General features: G+C 66.7%; 15 protein-coding genes and 2 riboswitches. Of the genes, 7 read left to right on the top strand and 8 right to left on the bottom strand.

Features of this window, described 5'->3' with window-relative positions; translation table 11 throughout:
• Positions 1-2: 2 nt before the first annotated feature.
• From ACOAPY_RS15475 to bcsQ, 8 genes are read right to left on the bottom strand one after another with little or no spacing between them, the layout of a single operon-like run.
• A complete protein-coding gene (locus tag ACOAPY_RS15475; RefSeq protein WP_076579436.1) occupies positions 3-662 on the bottom strand; it encodes an alginate O-acetyltransferase AlgF in 660 nt (219 codons plus the stop codon).
• On the bottom strand, positions 662-1,321 hold the full coding sequence (locus ACOAPY_RS15480; protein WP_076579438.1) for an SGNH/GDSL hydrolase family protein: 660 nt from the start codon (positions 1,319-1,321) through the stop codon (positions 662-664). The genes ACOAPY_RS15475 and ACOAPY_RS15480 overlap by 1 nt, the downstream gene beginning before the upstream one ends.
• A gap of 45 nt (positions 1,322-1,366) precedes the next feature.
• On the bottom strand, positions 1,367-2,023 hold the full coding sequence (locus ACOAPY_RS15485; protein WP_142135197.1) for an SGNH/GDSL hydrolase family protein: 657 nt from the start codon (positions 2,021-2,023) through the stop codon (positions 1,367-1,369).
• An 8-nt stretch (positions 2,024-2,031) separates the two neighbouring features.
• Positions 2,032-6,021: a cellulose biosynthesis protein BcsC gene (locus ACOAPY_RS15490; protein ID WP_465153888.1), complete on the bottom strand. Its 3,990-nt coding sequence runs from the start codon at positions 6,019-6,021 to the stop codon at positions 2,032-2,034.
• Positions 6,000-7,172 (bottom strand): cellulose synthase complex periplasmic endoglucanase BcsZ, encoded by a 1,173-nt coding sequence (gene bcsZ / locus ACOAPY_RS15495; protein ID WP_465153889.1) that lies wholly within the window; start codon positions 7,170-7,172, stop codon positions 6,000-6,002. Before bcsZ ends, ACOAPY_RS15490 begins: the two co-directional genes overlap by 22 nt.
• 8 nt (positions 7,173-7,180) lie before the next feature.
• Positions 7,181-9,469 carry a cellulose biosynthesis cyclic di-GMP-binding regulatory protein BcsB gene (gene bcsB / locus ACOAPY_RS15500; RefSeq protein ID WP_465153890.1) on the bottom strand — a complete coding sequence of 763 codons (2,289 nt, stop codon included), beginning with the start codon at positions 9,467-9,469 and terminating at the stop codon, positions 7,181-7,183.
• Positions 9,466-11,649 (bottom strand): UDP-forming cellulose synthase catalytic subunit, encoded by a 2,184-nt coding sequence (bcsA, locus tag ACOAPY_RS15505; protein WP_076579446.1) that lies wholly within the window; start codon positions 11,647-11,649, stop codon positions 9,466-9,468. The genes bcsB and bcsA overlap by 4 nt, the downstream gene beginning before the upstream one ends.
• Entirely contained in the window at positions 11,646-12,788 is a 1,143-nt protein-coding gene (gene bcsQ, locus ACOAPY_RS15510) for a cellulose biosynthesis protein BcsQ (RefSeq protein WP_465153891.1), read from the bottom strand. Before bcsQ ends, bcsA begins: the two co-directional genes overlap by 4 nt.
• Positions 12,789-13,164: 376 nt before the next feature.
• Positions 13,165-13,268: riboswitch (guanidine-I (ykkC/yxkD leader) on the top strand.
• A 53-nt stretch (positions 13,269-13,321) separates the two neighbouring features.
• Here bcsQ and ACOAPY_RS15515 point away from each other — a divergent pair.
• From ACOAPY_RS15515 to uca, 7 genes are all read left to right on the top strand, one after another.
• The gene (locus ACOAPY_RS15515) at positions 13,322-14,383 is read left to right on the top strand and encodes a putative urea ABC transporter substrate-binding protein (RefSeq protein WP_076579448.1); all 1,062 of its coding nucleotides are present in this window, start codon (positions 13,322-13,324) and stop codon (positions 14,381-14,383) included.
• 167 nt (positions 14,384-14,550) lie between these two features.
• Positions 14,551-14,654: riboswitch (guanidine-I (ykkC/yxkD leader) on the top strand.
• A 59-nt stretch (positions 14,655-14,713) separates the two neighbouring features.
• Positions 14,714-15,781, top strand: a complete 1,068-nt coding sequence (locus ACOAPY_RS15520; protein ID WP_465153892.1) for a putative urea ABC transporter substrate-binding protein — start codon at positions 14,714-14,716, stop codon at positions 15,779-15,781.
• Between the two features lie 124 nt (positions 15,782-15,905).
• On the top strand, positions 15,906-16,721 hold the full coding sequence (locus tag ACOAPY_RS15525) for an ABC transporter permease (RefSeq protein WP_465153893.1): 816 nt from the start codon (positions 15,906-15,908) through the stop codon (positions 16,719-16,721).
• On the top strand, positions 16,718-17,500 hold the full coding sequence (locus ACOAPY_RS15530) for an ABC transporter ATP-binding protein (RefSeq protein WP_465153894.1): 783 nt from the start codon (positions 16,718-16,720) through the stop codon (positions 17,498-17,500). Before ACOAPY_RS15525 ends, ACOAPY_RS15530 begins: the two co-directional genes overlap by 4 nt.
• Positions 17,501-17,502: 2 nt before the next feature.
• Positions 17,503-18,231: an urea amidolyase associated protein UAAP1 gene (locus ACOAPY_RS15535; RefSeq protein WP_465153895.1), complete on the top strand. Its 729-nt coding sequence runs from the start codon at positions 17,503-17,505 to the stop codon at positions 18,229-18,231.
• Positions 18,232-18,242: 11 nt separating this feature from the next.
• Positions 18,243-18,878 (top strand): urea amidolyase associated protein UAAP2, encoded by a 636-nt coding sequence (locus tag ACOAPY_RS15540; RefSeq protein WP_142135209.1) that lies wholly within the window; start codon positions 18,243-18,245, stop codon positions 18,876-18,878.
• A 244-nt stretch (positions 18,879-19,122) separates the two neighbouring features.
• Positions 19,123-22,797, top strand: a complete 3,675-nt coding sequence (uca, locus tag ACOAPY_RS15545; protein ID WP_465153896.1) for an urea carboxylase — start codon at positions 19,123-19,125, stop codon at positions 22,795-22,797.
• Positions 22,798-22,810: the final 13 nt, after the last annotated feature.

The following is a 22,810-nucleotide window of genomic DNA, read 5'->3' on the forward strand; positions in this document are numbered from 1 at the left end:
TCTTAGTTAGCCAGGTTGTCGACGGCCTGGAACAGGCGCGGACCCTGGGCCGAGGGCACCAGGAACAGGGTGTAGCGCTGGCCGGCGGCCAGTTGGCCGAGGTCCAGCGGCTGGCCGACGGCGGCACCGCCGCAACGCAGCTGTACGGACAGCTTCAGCGGGTTGATCGAACGCCGCTGCAGGCTGCCTTCGGCGACATCCTTGAAGATGTCGACATTACGCCCGGCGGCTTGCAGGCCGGCGTTGGCGCAACTGCCATCGAGGCTGTAGAAGGCCAGCGAGGCTTTCAGGGCGTTGAAATCGTCCGGCTGCTCGCGCAGGGTCACCAGGCGCAGTTCCTTGCCGTTACCAAGGCCGACCACGGTGGCGAACTCACCCGGCTCGACACTGACATCCAGCGCCTGCTGCGCGTCGCCCTGCTTCAGGCTGCCCTGGATCGGCTTGCCGGCCGGCACGGTGAGGAAATCGGAGGCACGCTGCTCGCCTTCCAGGCGCAGACTGGCGCCGTTGGCGGCATTCAGCTCCAGCGGCGTCTCGCCGGCGTTGAAGAAGCGCAGGAAGGCCGAATCTTCGCTGGGGCCGGTGGGATACAGCGGAATCTCCGCCGCCAGGGCCTGGCCCAGCGGCAGCACAGCGAACAGACCGAGCAGCACGCGCTTCATCATTTGCCTCCTTTCAGGCTGGCGGCCGGCAGCTTGCTCATCGCCTCGGCGATGGCATTGCCCCAGGCCTTGTAGCCGGCCACGGTGAAGTGCTGGCCATCGGTGGTCACCCACTGCCCCGGCTTGGACATCTTCAGCGAGTCGACATAGGTGCAGGGCGCCACGTTGGCGGCGAGGAACTGCGACATGAACTGGGTGCGCTGGTCGTTCTTCTTGTACTTGCCACCAACCTTGCCCCAGGCCGGGCCGACCCACACGCACTTGGTGCCGGTGGCAGCGATGGCCTTGGTCAGGTTGGTCACGCTCTGCCAGGCCCAGGCCTTGGGAAAGGCCGGCTTGTCGTAGGAGGCCATGGTGTCGCCGATGACCAGCACCACCACATCCGGTTTCTGCTGCGCGATCAGCTCCTTGATCGGCGTGGTGGTGGCGCCACTGCCCTTGAGCACGAGCTTGCCGTTGTTGTCCTGCACGGCACCGCAGTCAACCTTCTTGGTCACCAGCCAGTCGGCTGCGCTGGCACCGCAGGCGCCGATGGAGTGCACGTTGGCGCCTTTGGCCACCAGTGCCGCATTGAGCGGTTCGGTCAGGTGGTTCTGCAGGCTCATGTGGCTTTCGCCGAGCACCAGAAGGGTCAGGCCGGCCAGTACGGAAGAAGACATCTGAAACTCCTTGAATCGTTCACTGCGTAAAGAGGAATACCGGGCTTACTGGGCAGCGCCCTTGCGCACTTTCTCCAGCTCGGCGCTGATGGCCGCGCCCCACTTCTGGTAGCCCTGCACGTTGAGGTGCTGACCGTCGGTGGTGGCCCACTCGCCCGGCTTGGAGAATTTCAGCGAGTCGACATAGCTGCACGGTGCCACGTTGGCGGCGAGGAAAGCCGACATCTGCTTCACCTTGGCGTAGGTCTTGCCGTACTTGCCGCCCTCGGTACCCCAGTTCGGGCCAATCCAGGCACATTGGGTGCCGGTGGCGCCGATGGCCTTGGTCAGGCTGGTGGTCTGCTGCCAGATCCAGGCCTTGGGGAAGGACGGCTTGTCGTAGCCGGCCATGGTGTCGCCGATCACGATCAGCACCAGGTCCGGCTTGTCCTTGGCGATCAGCTCCTTGATCGGCGTGGTGCTGGCCTTGCCGCGCAGCACCTGGGCCGGCTCCTTGCCACGGCGCTCGGCAGCGCCGCAGTTGCCGCCCGGGGAGACCTTCAGCCAGTCGCCGGCATTGGCCCCGCAGATACCGATGGAATGGACGTTGGCGCCCTTGCGGGTGAGGTCGTCGTGCAGACCGCCGATCAGGTAGTTGGGAGTGGCCATATGGCTGTCGCCAATGATCAGGATCGACAGGCCGGCAAGCAGGGAGGAAGCCATGGGAATCCTTATTTCGCGTAGGGGGATTGATAGGGAGAAACGGGCAGCGGCATCGGGCCGGTCATGCGTTCAAGCATGTAGCGCAGGTACAGGCCGCCATTCCACTGGCGGTAGTCCTGGGCGTTGTCGACGCCGACGTGACCACCGAGGAACAGGTGGTCGCCCAGCTTGTATTCGGCGGCGCCGGCCAGGTTGTAGCCGATACCGGTGCTGTTATCGCTGCCGTAGACCGCCTCGTAGCCCAGCGCACGACTGGCCTCAGCCTGTTTCGCACGGTCGCCGGGGAAGAAGTCGGCCTCGTCCTGATTGATCGCCTGCACGCCGACCGAGCCGCGCAGCTGGAAGCTCAGGCGGTCATAACGCTGCGCCCAGCTGACCGGCACGCCCAGGGCGAAGAAGCTCTGCGGGCTGAAGTAGCCGCCGTGGCCATAGGTGAAGTAGCCGAGGTTCTCGCGATAACCGATGCCGAGCAGGTCGAGACCGATGGTGGCCTGGCTCTGCTCGTCGTTCTGCAGGTACCAGTAGACGCCGGTGCCCGCCTCCACCCGGTCGTTGTCCTCGACGTTGTTGCCAAGCAGGCGATGCCAGCCGGCATAGGCATAGGCGCCCATTTCGCGGTCATCGAAGGCCAGCTGGGCACGTCCGCCGTTGGCGGTGACGCCGCCCCACTTCTGCCCGGTGCGTTTGTCCTCGGCGCCGGCGAACGACAGCAGGCTGTCGGTGACCGCGCGCCGCGACACGCCGACGTTCCAGTGCAGGTCCGGGTTGCCGGGCACGGCGCGCTCGACGCTGACGCCACCGACCGCAGTGCTGTAGAGGAAACCCTGCGGCGTGGTGCCGATGTCGGCCTTGAGGCCCGCACCGGGGTTCTCGAAGGCCACGGCCAAACCGACACCGGAATCCTTCTGCGAGCCGGGCGACATGCCCGGGTTATCCAGGGTCGCCTGCGGACCGCCGCCGAAACGATCACGGGCACTGTCGTCCAGACTGCCGGCGTTCAGCGAGACGGGGGTCACGCGCAAGGCCAGGCGATTGTCGCCGAGCGGCATGCTGGCCTCGAACGGCGCCTGCACATCGGTGATCTTGCTCAGGCCGGACTCGCTGTCATTGGTCCGCACCGTCACGCCCTGCACCAGGTAAGGGCTGCGCTGCTGCAGGATATCGTCCAGCGCGCGTGCCGCCTCGCTCATCCCGGCACGCGGGTCCACCTCCTCCTCGGCACCCGGCAGGAAGGGGTTGCGCGGGGCAGGCTCGGCGGCGGCCAGGGTGGTCGTCGGTGCCGGCGCGGGCTCCAGGGCCAGCAGGCTGTCACGCGCGGTGGCCACCGGCAGCTCGGCACGGGCCGGGGCACGCGGCTGGCTGCTCGCCGGAGCCGGAATATCGTCCAGCGTCAGGCGCGGACGTTCGACCGGCGTCGGCAGGGTCGATACCGGGTCGGGAATCGCGGCAGGTGCTGCGGCCAGGCTGCCAACACCGGCGAAGGGGTTGGCCGGCGCGCTGGCCGGACGGGTGCTGGCGGCGTAGCTCGGGGTCTGTTCGCGCTTCTCCTGGGCCACCACCTTGCTCAGCAGCTCGGCCGCGGTACCGGTACGGCCGAGGTAGCGGTACACACGGGCAGCGGTGCTGAGGATGTCGACATCGTTGGGTGCCAGCTTCAGCGCCTGCTCCAGGCGCTCCTCGGCGTAGCCGTTCTCGGCCTGCTGGGCGGCCATATCGGCGGCACCGACCTGCAGGTTGGCGTCCTGCGGAAAACGCTGCACCAGCGGCTTGAACAGCTCCAGGGCCTTGGCGGTGTTGCCGTTGGCGCCGTACATGCGCGCCAGCGCCGAAACCGCCAGCGGGTCCTGCGGGCGCTGCGCCAGTGCCGGCGCCAGGGTGTCGTAGGCTGCGGCCAGCTCACCGCGCAGGCGCAGCTGCTCGGCCTGGCGCACGCGGTAGTGGAACAGCAGATCGTCGTACTGCTTGCGCTGCTCCACCGTCATGCTGCGGCCCTGCAGGTCGCGCAGAATGGCGGCCACCTCGGTGTCCTGCTCGGCGCGAAGCAGCACGCCGGCATAGCTCAGGGTCAGCGACAGGTCATTGCGCGGGCTGCGTGCCAGCAGGTCGCGCATGATGACCATGGCACGCTGCGGGTCGTCGGCATCGGCGTAGGCCGAAGCCATGCTGGCCAGGCGCGCCGGCTTGCCCTGGGCCAGCGGCTCGATGCGGCCGAGGAAGGCACGGGCCTCGGCGCGCCGACCACTGCGGTTGAGGCGCTCGATTTCCTGCATCTGCAGGTTGAAATCCACTTCCGCCACCAATCGGCTGACGTCCGAATTGCGCGCGTCGCGCGGGATGCGCGCGAGAGTCGCCTGGGCCTTGCGCCAGTCGCCCAGCTGCATGGACAGCAGCGCGCTGGTGTAGAGCGCGTCGCGGTCGTTCGGCTGGGTCTGCAACAGGCCATCGACCAGGCTGCGCGCCTCGTCCACGGCACCCAGATCAACGTACAGGCGGGCCAGGGCAAAGCGTGCCCAGGCATTGTTCGGATCGTCGCGCAGGGCGTTTTCCAGCTCGCGGCGCATGCCGGCGCTGTCGCCCCGCTGTTCGGCGGCGCGGGCGCGCTGCAGCGCCTGCTCGGCACGCAGCTGGCTGAGGCTGCCGATCTTCTCGCGCTCGGCCTTGGGCAGCTTGTCCAGTTCGCGCAGGGCCTCGTCGGCCTTGCCCTGGCCACCCAGCACCTGCACCAGGCCGCGCAGGGCGCGCGCCTGCTGCTGGCCCAGCTGCAGCGCCTGGCGATAGCCGGCTTCGGCGGCCGCGAGCTCGCCCTGCTGGGCCTGCAGCTCGGCCAGGCTCAGTACGGCCTCGGCATCCTTGGGCTTGAGCCGGCGCGCCTGCTCCAGTTGCAGGCGGGCATCGGCATTGCGCGCGTTGGCGATGTTGTCGCGCGCACGCTGCAGCAGCGACCAGTAGCGCACATCGTCCAGCGCACTCTGCCAGGCGCGGCCACCACCGCCCTTCACAGCACGGGTGAGCAGCAGCTCGGCATCCTCGAAGCGCTCCTGGCGCTGGCGCAGGATGCCCAGCCCGCCGAGAGCATCGGGGTCCTTGGGGTGCTTCTCCAGGTAGGCGCTCAACTCGCGCTCGGCCACCTGCAGTTCGCCTTTCTCCAGTGCCTTGAGGCCGCGGTCGAGCTGCGGGTCACGGCGCCAGGCCGCCGCGCCGCTGGCGGGCTGAGTGCGGCCCTTGACCAGCAGCGCGCGGATTTCCTCGTCGTCCGGATGAGTCTTGAGGAACTGTTCGAACAGCGGCTGCTGCGCCTTGTTGGGCGGGCCGATCCAGGTCAGCGCCAGGCGCCAGCTTTCGTCGGCGTCGCCCCCGATATCCTCGCGCTCGGCCAGCTTGGCCAGGGCGCGGATGCCCTCCTCGCGTGCGCCCTGGTTGCGCGCCAGGTGCTTGGCCAGGAACAGCGCGGCATAGGGGTCATCCGGGTACTCGCGGTGGATACGCTCCATGCCGCTGCGGGCCTCGGCCCAGTGCGCATCGACGTAGCCCAGGTTGTTGTAGAACTCCAGGCCGATCTGTCCCTGCGCAGGCTTGCCGCCCAGCGCACGGCGATAGACTTCGGCCGCCTTCGCGCGCTGGTCGCTCTCGACCAGCAGGCGGGCCTCGTCGAGCAGCTTCTGATTGGCCGGATCGGCCAGGCGGATGTCCTGCTCCAGCAGCAGCGCCTGGCGCGGCAGCGGCTGGATGGCCTGCAGGCGCTGCAGGTAGCCACCAGCGCTGGCCAGGTCACCGTCCTTGACTGCGATGAAGCCCAGGCCATAGAGCGCATCCGGCTGCGCCGCATCGATCAGCAGCAGCTTCTGCCAGACCTCGCCGGCGCGCTTGGGCTTGTCCTGCGCCTGCCAGAAATGTCCCTGCTCGATCAGCAGGCGCTGGGCATCGTTGCCCTCGGCCTGGGCGCCGCCATGGGCCAGGGCGGCGAGCAGCGCCAGAGTCAGCGGGCGGTAGCGGAACATGGAGACTCCCAAAGCGGTAGCAGACGGCCATCGGCCGCGAAGCGGTAGTACTTGTCCGCCCAGCCGAGACCGAACAGGCTGAGCATGTAGTCGTAATAGAACGGCGCAGGACCCGTGCCGGCGATCCACTGGTCAATGGCGCCGCGCGCGCGCTGGTCCTGCAGCTCTTCCAGCCAGGGCTGGCCCTTGGCGCGGAAGTACGGCACCAGGGCGCCGGAGAAGCCGCTCGGGCTCTGCCCCGAGGTGGTGCCCGTGCGCACGTCGACCTTCTCCGGCGGCAATCCGCTGGAGGCCGTGGCGCGCGCCATGCCGAACAGGCTATCGAGCAGCGGCTTGGCCAGCGGGTCGGCAGGGTCGGTCATGCCGGCCCAGAGGTAGACGCGAATGGCGTCGTAGCTGCCGCTGTCGCCCTTCATCGGGTCACTGGCGAACAGGCCGGCGCGCTCGGATACGGCGCGGTAACCGATCCAGTCGGCGGCGAAGCCATGCGGCCCGGCCTGCTCCTGCAACACCGCGCTGTGCCGGGCGATGGCGTTCCACGGCCCCTTGGGGTCGACGGCGGCGAGGCGGCGCAGCAGTGGCAACGGCTGGTAGCTGGGATTGATGCGCCACAGATGGCCGATATGCGAGAAGCCGATCGGCCCCGGCAGCAACACGGGGCCCAGGCCTGGCAGCTCGGTGGTTTCTCGGGCCTTGATCTGCGCCAGAAGGGCCAGCGCATCGGCGCGGTATTCGGGCTTGCGCCACAGGCGGTCGGCTTCCAGCAGGGCGTAGACGAACCACAGGTCGGCGTCGGAGGCGGAGTTGGGGTCCTGCACCTGCCACTGGCCATCCTTGCCCTGCCCCCACAGCCAGGCTGGCAGGATGTTCTGCGGATCGTTGCCGGCGAGGTTCTCGCGGCTCCAGCGCCAGATGCGCTCGAAACGCGCCTGGTCGTTGGCCACCAGGGCGAAGAACAGCGCGTAGGACTGCCCCTCCGAGGTGCTGTGGTTCTTCTCCAGACTGGACTCCAGGACGCGGCCGTCCGGCTGGATCCAGTGTTCGGCGAAGCGCTGCCAGTGTGGCCAGTCGACCGGGCAGGCAGCCTGCGCGGCGCTGCCGAGCACGAGGCTCAGCAGGCCGGCGCAGAGAGTCGGATACAAACGCCGCATGGCCGACCTCAGCCGTTCAGACGGGCACGGGCCCGCGCGCGCAGGCTGACGAACAGCAGCAGACTGATCAGGCCGACGCCCAGCGCGGTAAGCAGCAGCATCCAGCCCAGGTTGTGTGCCAGCAGCCACTGCAGGTAGCGGAACCAGCCCAGCTCGCCGACATGGTATTGCTCGTCAGCCACCAGCGAGTTGATGCGCGTGCCGTTGACCACCGCCAGGCTGCCCTGCAGGGACTGCTCGTAGTCCTCGCCGCCACGCAGGGCCGCGCTGACTTCGCCCAGACGCTCCGCAGCGCTGGCGGCGATCACCACCACGCTGCGCTCGCTGGTCAGCGGCGACTCGAAGCCGGTCACGTAGGCGCCGGCCGCACCGCCGTCGAGGATCAGGTTGCTGCGCGCCGGACGCAGGTTGGCGCGGCTGTCGCTGTCCACCCAGTGACGCACGCGGTGGACCAGGTCGGACAGCTCGAAGCGGGCGCGACCGTTGATCTGCGCCGGCAGCCAGTCAGCCCAGCGCTCCAGCAGCGGCTGGTTGCTGCCGGTGGCCAGCACCAGCAGATCCTTGTCTTCCAGCTCGGCATCGTTGTCGCCCTGGGTCACGCTGACGCCGCTGGCCGGCAGACCGGTGGACTCACCGAAGCGACCGAGCAGGTCGAGCAGCAGGGAGATTTCCTCGGCACTGGCGCCGGCCGGGATCACCACGGCGGTCTCGGCCAGGTCGGCCATGCGGGTGAACGGGAAGCCGCTGCTCTGGAACACGCCCAGGTTGGGCATGGCGATGAAATGCTCGTAATCGCTCAGGTCCAGGGTCGAATCCGGCTCGATGGTACCGCGCATGCTGTCGATGATGATGTCGCGGCAATCGCCCTGCTTGATGTAGTCGTACATGAAGCGCAGCTGCAGGGCCGACTGCAACGGCAGGCTGTCCAGCGGCAGCATCAGCTTGGCCTCGCGCAGCAGGCTGTCATCCTGCAGCTTGGCCAGCAGCGACTTGTCGAGGTTCTCCTGCGACGGCAGCGGCAGCGACTTGATGAACTTGCCGCCGACACTGATCAGCAGCGACGAGTTGGTCGACACCGGCTGTGGCGTGTAGCGGTACTTGAGGTGCAGCGGTACGCCCGGCTGGCGCCAGTTGAACAGGTCCGGCGGCAGGCGCATGGGCAGATTGATGGTTCCCGGGTCATAGCCGGAAACGCTCAGGCGCTTGGCATCGGCCAGCTCGCCGAGGCGCACCGGGCGATCGCTGGGCAGCCAGTTCGGCGCGTCATAGGGTTCGCGTGGCGCCAGGCTGTCGATGCGCTCGATGCGGGCGTGGGCGCCGGACAGCACCTGGCTGCCGGTGACCAGCGCCAGGGCGGCCTGCTTGAGTTGCTCGGTGTCGTCACCACGCAGGATCAGCAGCTTGCCAAAGGGGTCGGCGGGGTGCGCCATCAGGGTCAGACTGGGGCCCTTGTCGGTTGCCTCGGGCACACCGTCGACACTGGCCGCACCGCTGAGCAGGACGATGGCATTGCCCTTCTCCGGCAGCTGGCCGAGGCTCACCGGGAAACGCGCACCGCGATAGCTGGCCAGCGCGCCGAACCACGAGGACACCATGCCGGCGGCCTCCAGGCTGCGGTTGTCCGGCGCACCGGCAAACACGAAGGGCAGCTCCAGCAAACGCGAATCGCGGCTGTCGAAGAACGGCAGCGGCAGCTTGGCCAGGTCGTCCGGCAGGGCGATCTGGGTGGTCTCCAGCTGCAGTTCGCTGGTGTTGCTGACCTTGGCCCACAGGCTGGAATGCAGTGGGTCCTCGCACATCATGGTGTAGTGGCCGATCAGCTGCAGGGTCAGGCGGTTGAATTCGGTGATCAGGTGCGGCGGGATGTCCAGTACCTGCTGCTGCAGAGTCCCGGCGGTTTCCTTGGGCACCGGCAGGCTGGCCGCCACCTGGTCGTTGACCATCAGGTTGATCTGCGACAGGTCGGGCAGCAGCGCCGGCGAGTAGCTGTACTCCAGTTTGACCCGCGCCTTGCTCACCACCTGGTCGGCACGCACGTCGAAGCTGACGCTGTCACTGCCCTCGATGCCGCGCAGGTGCATGGTGTAGTTGGCGCCCAGCTGCTTGAGCGTGGCGCTGTAGGTCGGCACGAACTCGACCGGCACGGCCTCCGCCGGTACCTCACCACCTTCGACGGCAGCGCCCTCGACGGCGACGGCGCTCTCCTCGACCGGCTCCTCGGCCCAGGTGGATGCCGCCAGCAGCGGCAGGGTCAATGCGAGACACAGGGACGACAGTCCATTGCGTTTCTGGCTCATGGGTTCCTCGGGGTGGAGCGAAGGTGGAAAGACGGGATGCGCAGGCGCACACGCAATTCGGCGAAGGTGGCGCGTGACAGCAGGCGAATGCCGCGCCAGCCAATGCTGGAGACTTCAGCCAGGGCGCCCAGCGGGGTATCGACAGCACCCTGGCCCCAGGTGGCGGCCCAGGTGTCGGCACGCGAGAAGGTCATGCGAGTCAGTTCGCGCTGCTGCTCAAGGTTCAATTCGAGGAAGTTCAGGCCCAGCACGCCGTCGCGGGAGAACATCACCACGGCGGGGAACACGCACTCCTCGTTGTCGCGGAACAGCGACACCAGCAGCTGCTCGCCACGCTCGACATGTGCCCCTTCCGGCAGGGCGATGCCGATGCCGCGCTGGGAGAAGTCGTTGGTCCGGCAGACGATGGTCTTGCCGTTGGCCAGGCTCAGGGTGGCCGGCAGCTCGGCGTACACCCGCGGCTCGGCACGAATCTGCCGGGCTTCGGCGGCCACCGCGACCGACGCGGCGCTGATGACGATGTTGTAGAAGGTCCAGGTCAGGTTGATCAGCACGGTGGCCACGCTGACCTCGGGATCGAAGCCCAGCTTCCACAGGCCGGCCAGCACGCCCAACACGTTCAGAGCCAGCACCACGATATAGGGCCGGGCCATCTTCCAGTCGAAATAGCTCTTGTCGATCACCCCGCCCTTGGCCGTCACGTTGAACTTGCCGAGCTTGGGGTTGACCATCGCCAGCAGCACCGGACGCATGATGTACCAGGCCAGTACCGACTCGTAGACCTCGTTCCAGAAGGAATGGCGGAAGCGCCCCTGGATGGTCGAGTTGGTGACGCTGGCGATGAGGATGTGCGGCAGCGCATAGGCCAGGATCAGCAGGGCCTCGGCCTGGAAGATCTGCGCGCCGAAGAACAGGTAGGCCAGCGGCGCGGTGAGGAACACCAGGCGCGGCAGGCCATAGAAAAAGTGCAGCATGGCGTTGAGGTAGCACAGCCGCTGGCCGAGCTTGAGCCCCTTGCCCAGCAACGGGTTGTCGGTGCGGAAGATCTGCGCCATGCCGCGCGCCCAGCGGATGCGCTGACCGATGTGCCCGGACAGGCTCTCGGTGGCCAGGCCGGCGGCCTGCGGCAGCGCCAGGTAGGCGGTGTTGTAGCCCAGGCGGTTGAGCTTGAGGGCCGTGTGGGCGTCCTCGGTGACGGTCTCCACGGCGATGCCGCCGACTTCCTCCAGCGGGCCGCGCTTGATGATGGCGCAGGAGCCGCAGAAGAAGGTGGCGTTCCACAGGTCGTTGCCGTCCTGCACCAGACCATAGAACAGCTCGCCCTCGTTGGGCACCGAACGGAAGGTGTCGAGGTTCTTCTCGAAGGGGTCCGGCGAGAAGAAGAAGTGCGGCGTCTGCAGCATCGCCAGCTTGGGGTCGCGCAGGAACCAGCCCATGCCGACCTGGAGGAAGGAGCGGGTCGGCACGTGGTCGGCGTCGAAGATGGCGATGTAGTCGCCGTGGGTCAGCTTCAGCGCGTGGTTGAGGTTGCCAGCCTTGGCGTGGAAGTTGTCCGGGCGAATGATGTAGCCGATCCCGGCCTCGGCGCAGAAAGCACGAAACTCCTCGCGGCGGCCGTCATCGAGCACGTAGACGTTGAGCTTGTCCTTGGGCCAATCGATGGCCTGGGCGGCGAAGGCGGTGAGCTTGATGATTTCCAGCGGCTCGTTGTAGGTGGGGATGTACACATCCACCGTGGGCCACAGGGCGGTGTCGCGAGGCAGCGGGTAGGGCCTGCGCTGCAGCGGCCAGGCCGTTTGCAGGTAGCCCAGCAGCAGCACCAGCAGGGCGTACAGCTCGGCCAGCACCAGGCCGTAGCCGAACAGCATGTCGAGCAGGTTCTCGAAGCCCAGCGAGGAAGTCACGCGCCAGTACATGTAGCGCAGCGAGGCGATCACCGACATCACGATCATCGCCAGGATCGCCAGGCGATTGGCACGCCGGCGCAATAACAACGCCGCCGCCATACAGGCGGCGGTAAACAGCATCTGCTGTTCCAGGTCGAGCGGCGCGGCGATGACGATGATCATCACTACCAGGGCCACCAGCGTCAGCAGGTTCTGCCCCAGGGGCCTGGACAGCAGTCGCGTGAGCCCCCCGGCCGGCGCCAGCGCACCCGCCATCGCGCTGCGCCAGGTCATGCGGGCTGCTCGACCCGTGCTGTACTCCCAAGGCGCTCGACCAGGGCCTGGGCGCAGTGGAGGATGTCGTGGCAGCCACGCCCCTGCGGGTCGTAGTCCAGTACATTGCGGTTATAGGCCAGGGCCTCGGTGATCGACTGATCGCGATGCACGGTGCCCACCACCTGCTGGCCCAGCAACCCCTGCATGATCTGGGTGATATCGCGGCTCAGCTGGCGCGAGTTATCCACCTGATTGATCAGGTAGCTGGTGCCGACGAAGCTCTTGCGCCCAGCCGTGTGAGTCTTGATCAGACCGTCGATCATCGGCAGCGCGGTGTAGGAGGCCGCATCGGCCAGGCTCACCACCAGTGCCAGGTTGGCCACGCTCAGCGCCTGCTGCAGGTAGATGAATGGTCCGGGCGGTGTATCGATGATGACCAGCGCCCCCTCGGCCAGTTGCAGATCGCTGAGGCGGCGCGCCAGCCACTGCGGATCGTTGTGCAGCTGCGCCTCGAAGTCACGGCGCTGCGACTCCTCGACCAGACCATGGGGCAGCACGAACACGCCTTCGGCGCTGGACATGCCCTGCTCGCGCCAGTCCTGATCGAAATGGGCAATGCCGCGCTGGCCGAGCGCCTGCTGCTCGTCGGCCGAGAGGAAGTGATGATGCAGGGCGTTCTGCGGGTCCAGATCGAGCGCCAGCACCGGCCGGCCGGCTCGCTGCAGCGCAGCCGCCAGGTTGGCCGCCAGGGTGCTCTTGCCGACCCCGCCCTTGGCGGAGACCACCGCCAGAATGCGGATGTGATCAAGCTTGGGCGTCGTGACGACAGGCTTAGCCGGCTCTTCGACCTGCGTGCGGGCCTCCTGGCCCAACTTGGCCAGCAGGCTGCGCAGTCCGGCAGCGGACCACGCGGATACGGCTTCCGGCTCAGCCTGCGCCTCGACCGGCGCAGCGGCCTGGACAGGCTCGGCTACCGGCTCGACAGTCGGCTGTGCCTGCGCCACTACCGGCGCAGCCGCCGCAGGCTCGCCGCCTGACAGCACCGGCCAGCGTCGCTGGGAGGCAGTATCGCTGCTCTCCTTGGAGATTTCCTGATACTGGTCTGCGCGACCGCCAAACAACTTGAACAGACTGGAGATATCGCTCGAGGCACTCATAACTTCACACTGAGAGTTCCGGTTTTAGCAGCAACCCAAGCGGGCGTGACAAAAAAACAGCGTCAAAAAAACATCTTGAATTTATGAATTTTTTGAATTACGTCAATTCTACAGCGTAATAAAGAATTGATGTCAAGATGATATTGCAGTATGCGCCCGACGGTCAGGCACTGTTCGTCGGTCAATCTGCGCCAAAACTGCCCACACCCAAGAGACGCACCACAGCAAGGCGTGTCGCCCCAATTTGGCGCAATAGACCTGCAACCTCCGCCTGCACACCCCGTGAAATCATTAGCCAACCGCTCTGGCACGCCATTCGCTAACGACCTCCCTGCAGGATGATCGACTCAAACGACCGGTCGCCAATCAATCTATCGCAATGGCCGACTAGGGTTCCGGCTCGCCTACCAGGGCGAGTGACTGGTCCGAGAGTGGGCAACCTCGACAGAGGTCACACGGAGGGACAAAAGCCCGGGAGAACACGCGGCACGGCGACCGCCATCCTGCCTCCCGTCCACTGTTCCGAGGTTGTCATGCTCACTCGTCTGCTGTCCTGTTCACTGCTCGCCCTGCTGCTCCTGCAGCCCGCTCATGCCACACCGCAAGAAACACGCCCGTTCAAGGTCTGCTGGTCGATCTACGCAGGCTGGATGCTGTGGGGCTACATGGCCGAGGAAGGCATCATCGACAAGTGGGCGAAGAAGTACGGCATCGAGATTCAGGTCCAGCAGGTACCGGACTACGTGGCCTCAATCGAGCAGTACACCGCCGGCCAATACGACGCCTGCGCCATGACCAACATGGACGCCCTGACCATTCCGGCCGCCGCCGGCGTTGACTCCACCGCGCTGATCGTCGGCGATTTCTCCGCCGGCGCCGACGGAATCCTGGTGCGAGGCGGCAGCAAGGACCTGAAGGACCTCAAGGGCAAGACCATCCTGCTGGTGGAGAACTCGGTATCCCATTACCTGCTCAGCCGCGCCCTGGAATGGGCTCACCTGCAACCTTCCGACGTCACCATCGAGAACGTCTCGGACAAGGACCTGGCCCAGGTCTGGCGCAGCGGTAAAGGCGATGCAGTGGTGACCTGGAACCCGATCCTCTCCGACTTGCGCCAGGACGGCGACAGCGTGCAGGTGTTCAGCTCGCACCATGTACCCGGGGAAATCCTCGACCTGCTGGTGATCAACAGCCAGACCCTGACTCAGCACCCGGAGCTCGGCCGCGCCCTCACCGGCGCCTGGTTCGAAGGCATGCGCCTGATGGGGCTGCCCAACGCCGCTGGCGCAGCCGCCCGCGCCAGCATGGCCAGAGCAGCGGACACTACCCCGGAAGACTTCGACGAACAGCTGCGCACCATCCGCTCCTTCTATGCCCCGCGCTCGGCGGCCGCCTTTGCCAGTGGCGAGAAGATGCCGGACCTGATGCAGCGCGTCGCCAACTTCGCCGATGCGCAGCAACTGCTCGGTGAAGGACCGGGCCTGCAGCGCCTGGGCATTTCCTTCAGCGACAACCGCGTGCTGGGCAACCCCGCGCAGATCATGCTGCGCTTCAACCCGGCCTATATGCAGCTGGCTGCCGACAATCAGCTGTAAGCACCAATAGCGAACACCCTGCACCAGCATCGCGCAGTGCGTTGCCAGTGCAAGGCGCACGCTGCAGCGCGAGGCCCGCAGCCTGGGCCTCGCACATAGCTGGCACGATGTTCGCTTTACCCGAACCATGCAGAAGCACCCCGCAAGGGGGCACGGCACTACAACTTGCAATGGCCGACTAGGGTTCCGGCTCGCCAAGCCCGGCGAGCGACTGGTCCGAGAGTGGGCGACCTCGACAGGGGTTACACGGCGGGACAAAAGCCCGGGAGAACGCGCACAGGCCAGTGCCGCGCCGCTCCTGCCCGTATCCCTGGAACTGGAGGTCTACCCATGCGCAAGTCCCCGCTGCTCGCCCTGCTTTCCGCCGGCCTCGCCGCCGCCCTCGCCTTCCCCGCCCACGCCGAAAAGAAAGAACAGTTCGATGTCTGCTGGACCATCTACGCCGGCTGGATGCCCTGGGAGTATGGCGCCACCCAAGGCATCGTCGACAAGTGGGCGAAGAAGTACGGGATCGAGATCAAGGTCACCCAACTCAACGACTACGTCGAGTCGATCAACCAGTACACCGCCGGCCAGTTCGACGGCTGCACCATGACCAACATGGACGCCCTGACCATTCCTGCCGCCGGCGGTGTAGACAGCACCGCGCTGATCGTCGGCGACTTCTCCAACGGCAATGACGGCATCGTGCTCAAGGGTGAGAAGAAGACCCTGGGCGACCTCAAGGGCATGAACGTCAATCTGGTCGAGCTGTCCGTCTCCCACTACCTGCTGGCCCGGGGCCTGGAGCGCGCCGGCCTGAGCGAAAAGGACCTGAAGGTAGTCAACACCTCCGACGCCGATCTGGTCGCCGCCTTCGCCACCGAGGACGTCAAGGCCGCGGCCACCTGGAACCCGCTGCTGGCCGAGATCGAAGCCACCCCGGGCGTGACCAAGGTGTTCGACTCCAGCCAGATCCCCGGTGAAATCATCGACCTGATGGTGGTCAACAGCGACACCCTCAAGGACAACCCGGAACTGGGCAAGGCCCTGACCGGTGCCTGGTACGAAATCATGGCCACCATGAGCGCCGACTCGGATGCCGGCAAGGCGGCCCGCGAACACATGGCCAAGGCTTCCGGCACCGACCTGGCCGGCTACGAGGCACAGCTGGCCGCGACCAAGATGTTCTACGCGGCCAAGGATGCCGTGGCCTTCGTCAACAGCCCGAAACTGCCCGCCACCATGACCAAGGTCGCCGAGTTCTCCTTCAGCCACGGCCTGCTCGGCGAAGGCGCGCAGAGTGCCGAGGCGGTCGGCATGGCGTTCGCCAACGGCCTGGTGACCGGTGACAAGGGTAACGTCAAGCTGCGCTTCGACCCGACCTATATGGAGATGGCCGCGCAAGGCAAGCTCTGAAGCCATGGCCCCCTCTCCCTCCGGGAGAGGGCTGGGGTGAGGGAAAGCCCGCATTGGCCGAAGCCCCCTCACCCCTGGCCCCTCTCCCAGAGGGAGAGGGGAATGTGAACTTCCGAGGAACACCATGCGCCTGATCAATCGACACCCGGACCGCGGCGGCCGCCTGCTGCTGATCCTGCTGCCCTTCGCCCTGCTGCTGTTCGTCTATTTCACCGGTTCCGCAGCGCGCCTGGCGGAGAACCCCAACGACAAGCTGCTGCCCGGCGCGGCGCAGATGGTCGATGCGGTGCAGCGCCTGGCCTTCACCGAAGACAAGCGCAGCGGCGGCTACCTGTTCTGGCAGGACACCGCCTCCAGTCTGGGCCGCCTGGGCATGGGCATCGGTATCGCGGCACTGGCCGGCCTATGCCTGGGCATCGCCGCCGGCACCCTGCCGCTGCTGCGCGCACCGCTTTCGCCGCTGCTGACCGTGCTGTCGATGATCCCGCCGCTGGCGATCCTGCCGATCCTGTTTATCGTCTTCGGCCTGGGTGAACTGTCCAAGGTGATGCTGATCGTGATCGGTATCACCCCGATCCTCGCCCGCGACATGGAGCAGCGCGCCCGGGAAATCCCGGCCGAGCTGCTGATCAAGGCGCAGACCCTCGGCGCCAACACCTGGACCCTGATCCTGCGCGTGGTCCTGCCACAACTGCTGCCGCGTCTGCTGATCGCTTTGCGCCTGGTCCTCGGTTCGGCCTGGCTGTTCCTCATCGCCGCCGAGGCCATCGCCAGTACCGACGGCCTGGGCTACCGCATCTTCCTGGTGCGCCGCTACCTGGCCATGGACGTGATCCTGCCCTACGTGGTGTGGATCACCCTGCTCGCCTGGCTGATGGACCTGGGCCTGCGCCAGCTCGCCCGCCTGTGCTTCCCCTGGTACGAAGGAGCCAAGGCATGAGCTTCATTCAGGTCAAGAATGTCTGGCAGGAATACGGCGATCAGGTAGTGCTGGAGCGCCTCAACCTGATCGTGCGCGAAGGCGAGTTCTGCACCTTGGTCGGCGCTTCCGGCTGCGGCAAGTCGACTTTCCTGCGCCTGCTGCTGGGCCAGGAGCGGCCGAGCAAGGGCGAGATCCTCCTGACCGGCCAGCCGCTGGTGGCCGAGCCGGATGCCAGCCGCGGCGTGGTATTCCAGCGCTACTCGGTGTTCCCTCACCTGTCGGTGCTGGACAACGTCGCCATCGGCCTGGAGCTGCCGCGCTCGCCTCTGCTCGGCCGCCTGTTCGGCAATGCCAAACGCGAGGCGCGCGAGCGCGCCGCCGAGCTGCTGCGCAAGGTCGGCCTCGGCCACGCCCTGGACAAGTATCCCAGCGCGCTGTCCGGTGGCATGCAGCAGCGCCTGGCCATCGCCCAGGCGCTGATCACCAGGCCACGCGTGCTACTGCTGGACGAACCCTTCGGCGCGCTGGACCCGGGCATCCGCAAGGACATGCACACCCTGTTGCTGGAGCTGTGGCGCGAGACCGGGCTGACCGTGTTCATGGTCACCCATGACCTCTCAGAAGGTTTCAGCCTCGGCACCCGCCTGCTGGTATTCGACAAGGTGCGTGTCGACCCGCATGCGCCCAATGCCTTCGGCGCGCGCATCACCTACGACATTCCGCTCAACAGCGAACGCCGCGCCGCGCTGCCCGTGCAGCTGACCGAGCGTCTGCAATCGCAACTTCAAGGAGCCTGAGCATGACTGCCTCTCTCGCCCTGCGCCCGACCCTCTATGAGGAGACCGTCCCCGGTGGCGGCCACACCTCCTTCGTCCTCAAGCGCGGCCAGCTGCTGCGCATCACCGATATCGAAGGTGGCGCCAACGTCAGCCTGCTGCTGCTCAATGCCCACGAGAAAAGCGAGCGCCTGAACCTGCCGGACACCCTCAAGTGCCAGCACACCGCCAAGCTCACCGCCGGCCATTGCCTGTACTCGGATATGGGCAGAATCCTCACCGCCATCACCGCCGACACCTGCGGCTGGCATGACAGCATGGGCGGCCTGCTCAACGCGGCAGAAGTGACCGAGAAGTACGGCCAGGGCCGCTATCAGGAACTGCGCAACGGCTTCTTCCGCAACGGCATGGACAACCTGCTGGTGGAACTGGGCAAGTGGGACCTTGGCCTCGCGGACCTGCTGATGAACCTCAACCTGTTCAGCAAGGTCACGGTCGATAGCGACGGCTGCTTCCACTTCGAAGCCGGCAACTCCAAAGCCGGCGACTACATCGAGCTGTATGCGCCGATGGACACCCTGGTGGTGCTTACCGCCCTGCAGCACCCGATGGACCCGAATCCTGCGTACTCACCCAAGCCGGTGCAGCTCAGCTGGCAGCAGGTGCAGAGCGATGGCATCAGCGTGCTGTGCCGCACCTCGCGTCCGGAAAACGGCCGCGGCTTCCACAACACCGAACGTCTGTATATCTGAGGGCTGATGCCATGAGCCTGATCGAAAGCACCCTGCACCCCGAAGCCGCCGTGTTCCGCCATGTGATCCCGGCCGGCGAGCCCTACCTGTTCGAGGTCAAGGCCGGGCAGACCCTGCGCCTGCTCGACCTGGAGGGCAACCAGGCCGTCGACACCCTGTTCTTCTCGGCCCGTAACCCGCGCGAGCGTTACGACCCGCAGCGCACCCTGCGCAAGCAGAACAGCGTGTACCTGACCACCGGCACCGTGCTCTGGTCCAACCTCGGCAACCCGCTGCTGACCATCACAGCCGACACCTGCGGACGCCACGACACCCTCGGCGGCGCCTGCGCCCAGGAGAGCAACACCGTCCGCTACGCCCTGGACAAGCGCTACATGCACAGCTGCCGCGACAACTTCCTGCGCGGCGCGCTGCACGACGGCCGGCTGAGCAAGCGCGACCTCGGTGCCAATATCAACTTCTTCATGAACGTGCCCGTCACTCCAGAGGGCGGCCTGACCTTCGAGGACGGCCTCTCGGCGCCGGGCAAGTACGTGGAACTCAAGGCGCACATGGACGTGATCGTGCTGATCTCCAACTGCCCGCAACTGAACAACCCCTGCAACGCCTACAACCCCACCCCGGCCGAGGTGCTGGTATGGGACTGAAAGGATTGCGCCTGTGGTTGTTCCGCCTGTGCCAGAGCCGCTCGGGGCAGTGCCTTAGAGCTTCCTCCCCTCTCCCTCCGGGAGAGGGGTCGGGGGTGAGGGAAACCAAGCCGCAGTAGTTGACCAAACCCTCACCCCAACCCTCTCCCGGCGGGAGAGGGAGCAAAGCGTTTCCCACCCCGGACGACCGTGGTGCAGACCGAATAGCGGCGGGACGGCCCGCCACCCTTCGAGGGCTCCTCGAATGTTCGACAAACTTCTGATCGCCAACCGCGGCGCCATTGCCTGCCGCATCCTGCGCACCCTGCGCCAGCTCGACGTCAAAGGTGTCGCCGTTTACTCCGAAGCCGACGTCGCCAGCCTGCATCTGCAGCAGGCCGACGAGGCCCATAGCCTGGGCGAAGGCCCGGCGGCCCAGACCTATCTGGTGGTGGAGAAAATCCTGGGGATCGCCAAGCGCAGCGGCGCCCAAGCCATTCACCCCGGCTACGGCTTCCTCTCCGAAAACGCTGCCTTCGCCGAAGCCTGCGAGGCCGCTGGCATCGCCTTTGTCGGCCCCACCCCGGAACAGCTGCGCGTCTTCGGCCTCAAGCACACCGCCCGCGCGTTGGCCAAGCAGCACGGCGTGCCGATGCTGGAAGGCACCGAGCTGCTGGAAAACCTCGACGCCGCGCTCAGGGCCGGTGAAGCCGTCGGCTACCCGGTGATGCTGAAAAGCACCGCCGGCGGTGGCGGCATCGGCATGCGCGTGTGCCGCAGCGCGGAAGAACTCTCGGATGCCTTCGAGGCCGTCAAGCGCCTGGGGCAGAACAACTTCAGCGACAGTGGCGTGTTCATCGAGAAGTACATCCAGCGCGCCCGTCATCTGGAAGTGCAGGTATTTGGCGATGGGCGCGGCGAAGTCCTCGCCCTCGGCGTACGCGACTGCTCGGTACAGCGGCGTAACCAGAAGGTGCTGGAAGAAACCCCGGCACCCAACCTGCCGGCCGGCATGGCCGAGGAACTCTGTGCGGCCGCGATCAAGCTGGCCAGGGCCGTGAATTACCGCAGCGCCGGCACCGTGGAGTTCGTCTACGACAGCGAGGCCGAGCGCTTCTACTTCCTCGAAGTGAACACCCGCCTGCAGGTCGAGCACGGCGTCACCGAACAGGTGTGGGGCGTCGACCTGGTGCGCTGGATGATCGAGCTGGCGGCCGGCGATTTGCCGCCACTCAGCGAACTGGGCAAAGGCCTTGAACCCAGCGGCCACGCCATTCAGGCGCGCCTGTATGCCGAAGACCCGGGCCGCGACTTCCAGCCCTGCCCCGGCCTGCTCACCGCAGTGGAATTCCCTAAAGCCGATGGCAAGGCCCTGCGCATCGACACCTGGGTCGAAGCCGGCTGCGAGATTCCACCCTACTTCGACCCGATGATCGCCAAGCTCATCACCTGGGCACCGACTCGCGGGCAGGCCAGCGCCGTCCTCAGCCAGGCCCTGGCCGATACCCTGCTGTACGGCGTGGAAACCAACCGCCAGTACCTGCGTCAGATCCTCAGTGACGCGCCCTTCGCCGAAGGCAATCCCTGGACCCGCTGCCTGGAAGGTCTGACCTACCGCGCCAGCACCTTCGAAGTTCTGTCCGCCGGCACCCAGACCACCGTGCAGGACTTCCCCGGCCGCCTCGGCTACTGGGCCGTCGGCGTACCGCCGTCCGGGCCGATGGACGACCGCGCCCTGCGCCTGGGCAACCGCCTGCTAGGCAACGAGGATGGCGCCGCCGGACTGGAAATCACCATGAGCGGCCCTCTACTGCGCTTCAACACCGAGGCAGTGGTGGCGGTGACCGGCGCGGAAATCCCGCTGACGCTAGACGGTGTGGCGCAACCAATGAACACAGCCCTGCTGATCAGGGCCGGCAGCACCCTGAGCCTCGGCACTATCGCCGGCAGCGGCGCACGCTCCTACCTCACCCTGCGCGGCGGCCTGCAGGTACCGGAATACCTGGGCAGCAAAAGCACCTTTACCCTCGGCCAGTTCGGCGGCCATGGCGGCCGCGCCCTGCGCGCCGGTGATGTGCTGCACATTCCACCTCTCGGCGATACGAGCAACGGCGCGCAACTGCCCGCCGCGCTGTGCAACGAACTGCCCGCCGTGCGCGAGCTGCGGGTGATCTACGGCCCGCACGGCGCGCCGGAATACTTCACCCCGGCCTATATCGACACCTTCCTCGCCACCGACTGGGAAGTGCACTTCAACTCCAGTCGCACCGGCGTACGCCTGATCGGCCCGAAACCGGAGTGGGTGCGCGACAGCGGTGGTGAAGCCGGCCTGCACCCCTCCAACATTCATGACAATCCGTATGCCATCGGCGCGGTGGACTTTACCGGCGATATGCCGGTGATCCTCGGCCCGGACGGCCCGAGCCTGGGCGGCTTCGTCTGCCCGGTGACCATCATCGAGGCCGACCTGTGGCAGCTGGGGCAGCTCAAGGCTGGCGACAAGGTTCGGTTTATCCCGGTGGATATCGCCACGGCGCGACAACTGGCCACGACACAAAATCATGCCTACGCAGACCTCTCCCCTCTCCCTCTGGGAGAGGGGCCGGGGGTGAGGGACTCTACATATGCACAAGCTCCCTCACCCCTGCCCTCTCCCAAGGGGAGAGGGAGCTGGTCCGCGAGCGACCTTATCTCCCCCATCGTTCTCGACATCGGCGAAGGCGACAAACGCCTGGTCGCCCGCCTCTCCGGCGACACCCACCTGCTGCTGGAAATCGGCCAGCCGGAACTGGACCTGGTCCTGCGCTTCCGCGGCCATGCGCTGATGCAGGCGCTGGAAGCCAAGCAACTGGAGGGCGTCATCGACCTGACCCCAGGCATCCGTTCGCTGCAGGTGCACTACCAACCGGAAACCCTGCCGCTGCAACTCCTGCTCGACACCGTCACCGGCCTGTGGGACGACGTGTGCAACGCCCGGGACCTCAAGGTGCCCTCGCGCATCGTGCATCTGCCGCTGTCCTGGGACGACCCGGCCTGCCAACTGGCGATCGAGAAATACATGACAACGGTACGCAAGGACGCGCCCTGGTGCCCGAGCAACCTGGAGTTCATCCGCCGTATCAACGATCTGCCCAACCTCGACGAGGTGTACAAGACCGTGTTCGACGCCAGCTACCTGGTGATGGGCCTGGGTGACGTCTACCTCGGCGCACCGGTAGCCACGCCGCTGGACCCGCGCCACCGCCTGGTGACCACCAAGTACAACCCGGCGCGCACCTGGACCGCCGAGAACTCGGTGGGCATCGGCGGCGCCTACATGTGCGTGTACGGCATGGAAGGCCCCGGCGGCTACCAGTTCGTCGGCCGCACCCTGCAGATGTGGAACCGCTACCGCGAAGTCGCCGCCTTCCACGGCAAGCCCTGGTTGCTGCGCTTCTTCGACCAGATCCGCTTCTACCCGGTGAGTGCCTCCGAACTGCTGCAGATCCGCCGCGACTTCCCGCTCGGCCGCTTTGATCTGCGCATAGAGGACAGCGAGCTGGCCCTGGCCGACTATCAGGACTTCCTGACCCAGGAAGCCGCGGGCATCGACGCCTTCCGCACCCAGCAGCGGGCGGCGTTTGCCGCCGAACGCCAGCGCTGGATCGACTCCGGCCAGGCGCATTTCGAGGTCGAGGACGTCGGCCCGGATGTGGGTGAGGACGCCCCGCTCGGCGCCGGCCAGCATGGCATCGACAGCCACATCGCCGGCAACCTCTGGCAGGTGCAGGTGGAGGCCGGCAGCACGGTGAAAGCCGGCGATGTGCTGGTGATCCTCGAGTCGATGAAGATGGAAATACCCCTCACCGCACCCCGCGACGGCGTGGTGCGGGAAGTGCGTGTGCAACCGGGCTCGCCGGTGCGCGCCGGGCAGCGGGTGGTAGTACTGGAGGAGGCATAAGGGATAGAGTCGC

Source organism: Pseudomonas stagnisoli, assembly GCF_048595745.1.
GTDB lineage: Bacteria > Pseudomonadota > Gammaproteobacteria > Pseudomonadales > Pseudomonadaceae > Aquipseudomonas > Aquipseudomonas alcaligenes_A.

Bases quoted from the DNA above. Each gene is read 5' to 3' on its own strand.
- ACOAPY_RS15475 (WP_076579436.1), bottom strand. From the start codon at position 662: ATGAAGCGCGTGCTGCTCGGTCTGTTCGCTGTGCTGCCGCTGGGCCAG.
- ACOAPY_RS15480 (WP_076579438.1), bottom strand. From the start codon at position 1,321: ATGTCTTCTTCCGTACTGGCCGGCCTGACCCTTCTGGTGCTCGGCGAA.
- ACOAPY_RS15485 (WP_142135197.1), bottom strand. From the start codon at position 2,023: ATGGCTTCCTCCCTGCTTGCCGGCCTGTCGATCCTGATCATTGGCGAC.
- ACOAPY_RS15490 (WP_465153888.1), bottom strand. From the start codon at position 6,021: ATGTTCCGCTACCGCCCGCTGACTCTGGCGCTGCTCGCCGCCCTGGCC.
- bcsZ (WP_465153889.1), bottom strand. From the start codon at position 7,172: ATGCGGCGTTTGTATCCGACTCTCTGCGCCGGCCTGCTGAGCCTCGTG.
- bcsB (WP_465153890.1), bottom strand. From the start codon at position 9,469: ATGAGCCAGAAACGCAATGGACTGTCGTCCCTGTGTCTCGCATTGACC.
- bcsA (WP_076579446.1), bottom strand. From the start codon at position 11,649: ATGACCTGGCGCAGCGCGATGGCGGGTGCGCTGGCGCCGGCCGGGGGG.
- bcsQ (WP_465153891.1), bottom strand. From the start codon at position 12,788: ATGAGTGCCTCGAGCGATATCTCCAGTCTGTTCAAGTTGTTTGGCGGT.
- ACOAPY_RS15515 (WP_076579448.1), top strand. From the start codon at position 13,322: ATGCTCACTCGTCTGCTGTCCTGTTCACTGCTCGCCCTGCTGCTCCTG.
- ACOAPY_RS15520 (WP_465153892.1), top strand. From the start codon at position 14,714: ATGCGCAAGTCCCCGCTGCTCGCCCTGCTTTCCGCCGGCCTCGCCGCC.
- ACOAPY_RS15525 (WP_465153893.1), top strand. From the start codon at position 15,906: ATGCGCCTGATCAATCGACACCCGGACCGCGGCGGCCGCCTGCTGCTG.
- ACOAPY_RS15530 (WP_465153894.1), top strand. From the start codon at position 16,718: ATGAGCTTCATTCAGGTCAAGAATGTCTGGCAGGAATACGGCGATCAG.
- ACOAPY_RS15535 (WP_465153895.1), top strand. From the start codon at position 17,503: ATGACTGCCTCTCTCGCCCTGCGCCCGACCCTCTATGAGGAGACCGTC.
- ACOAPY_RS15540 (WP_142135209.1), top strand. From the start codon at position 18,243: ATGAGCCTGATCGAAAGCACCCTGCACCCCGAAGCCGCCGTGTTCCGC.
- uca (WP_465153896.1), top strand. From the start codon at position 19,123: ATGTTCGACAAACTTCTGATCGCCAACCGCGGCGCCATTGCCTGCCGC.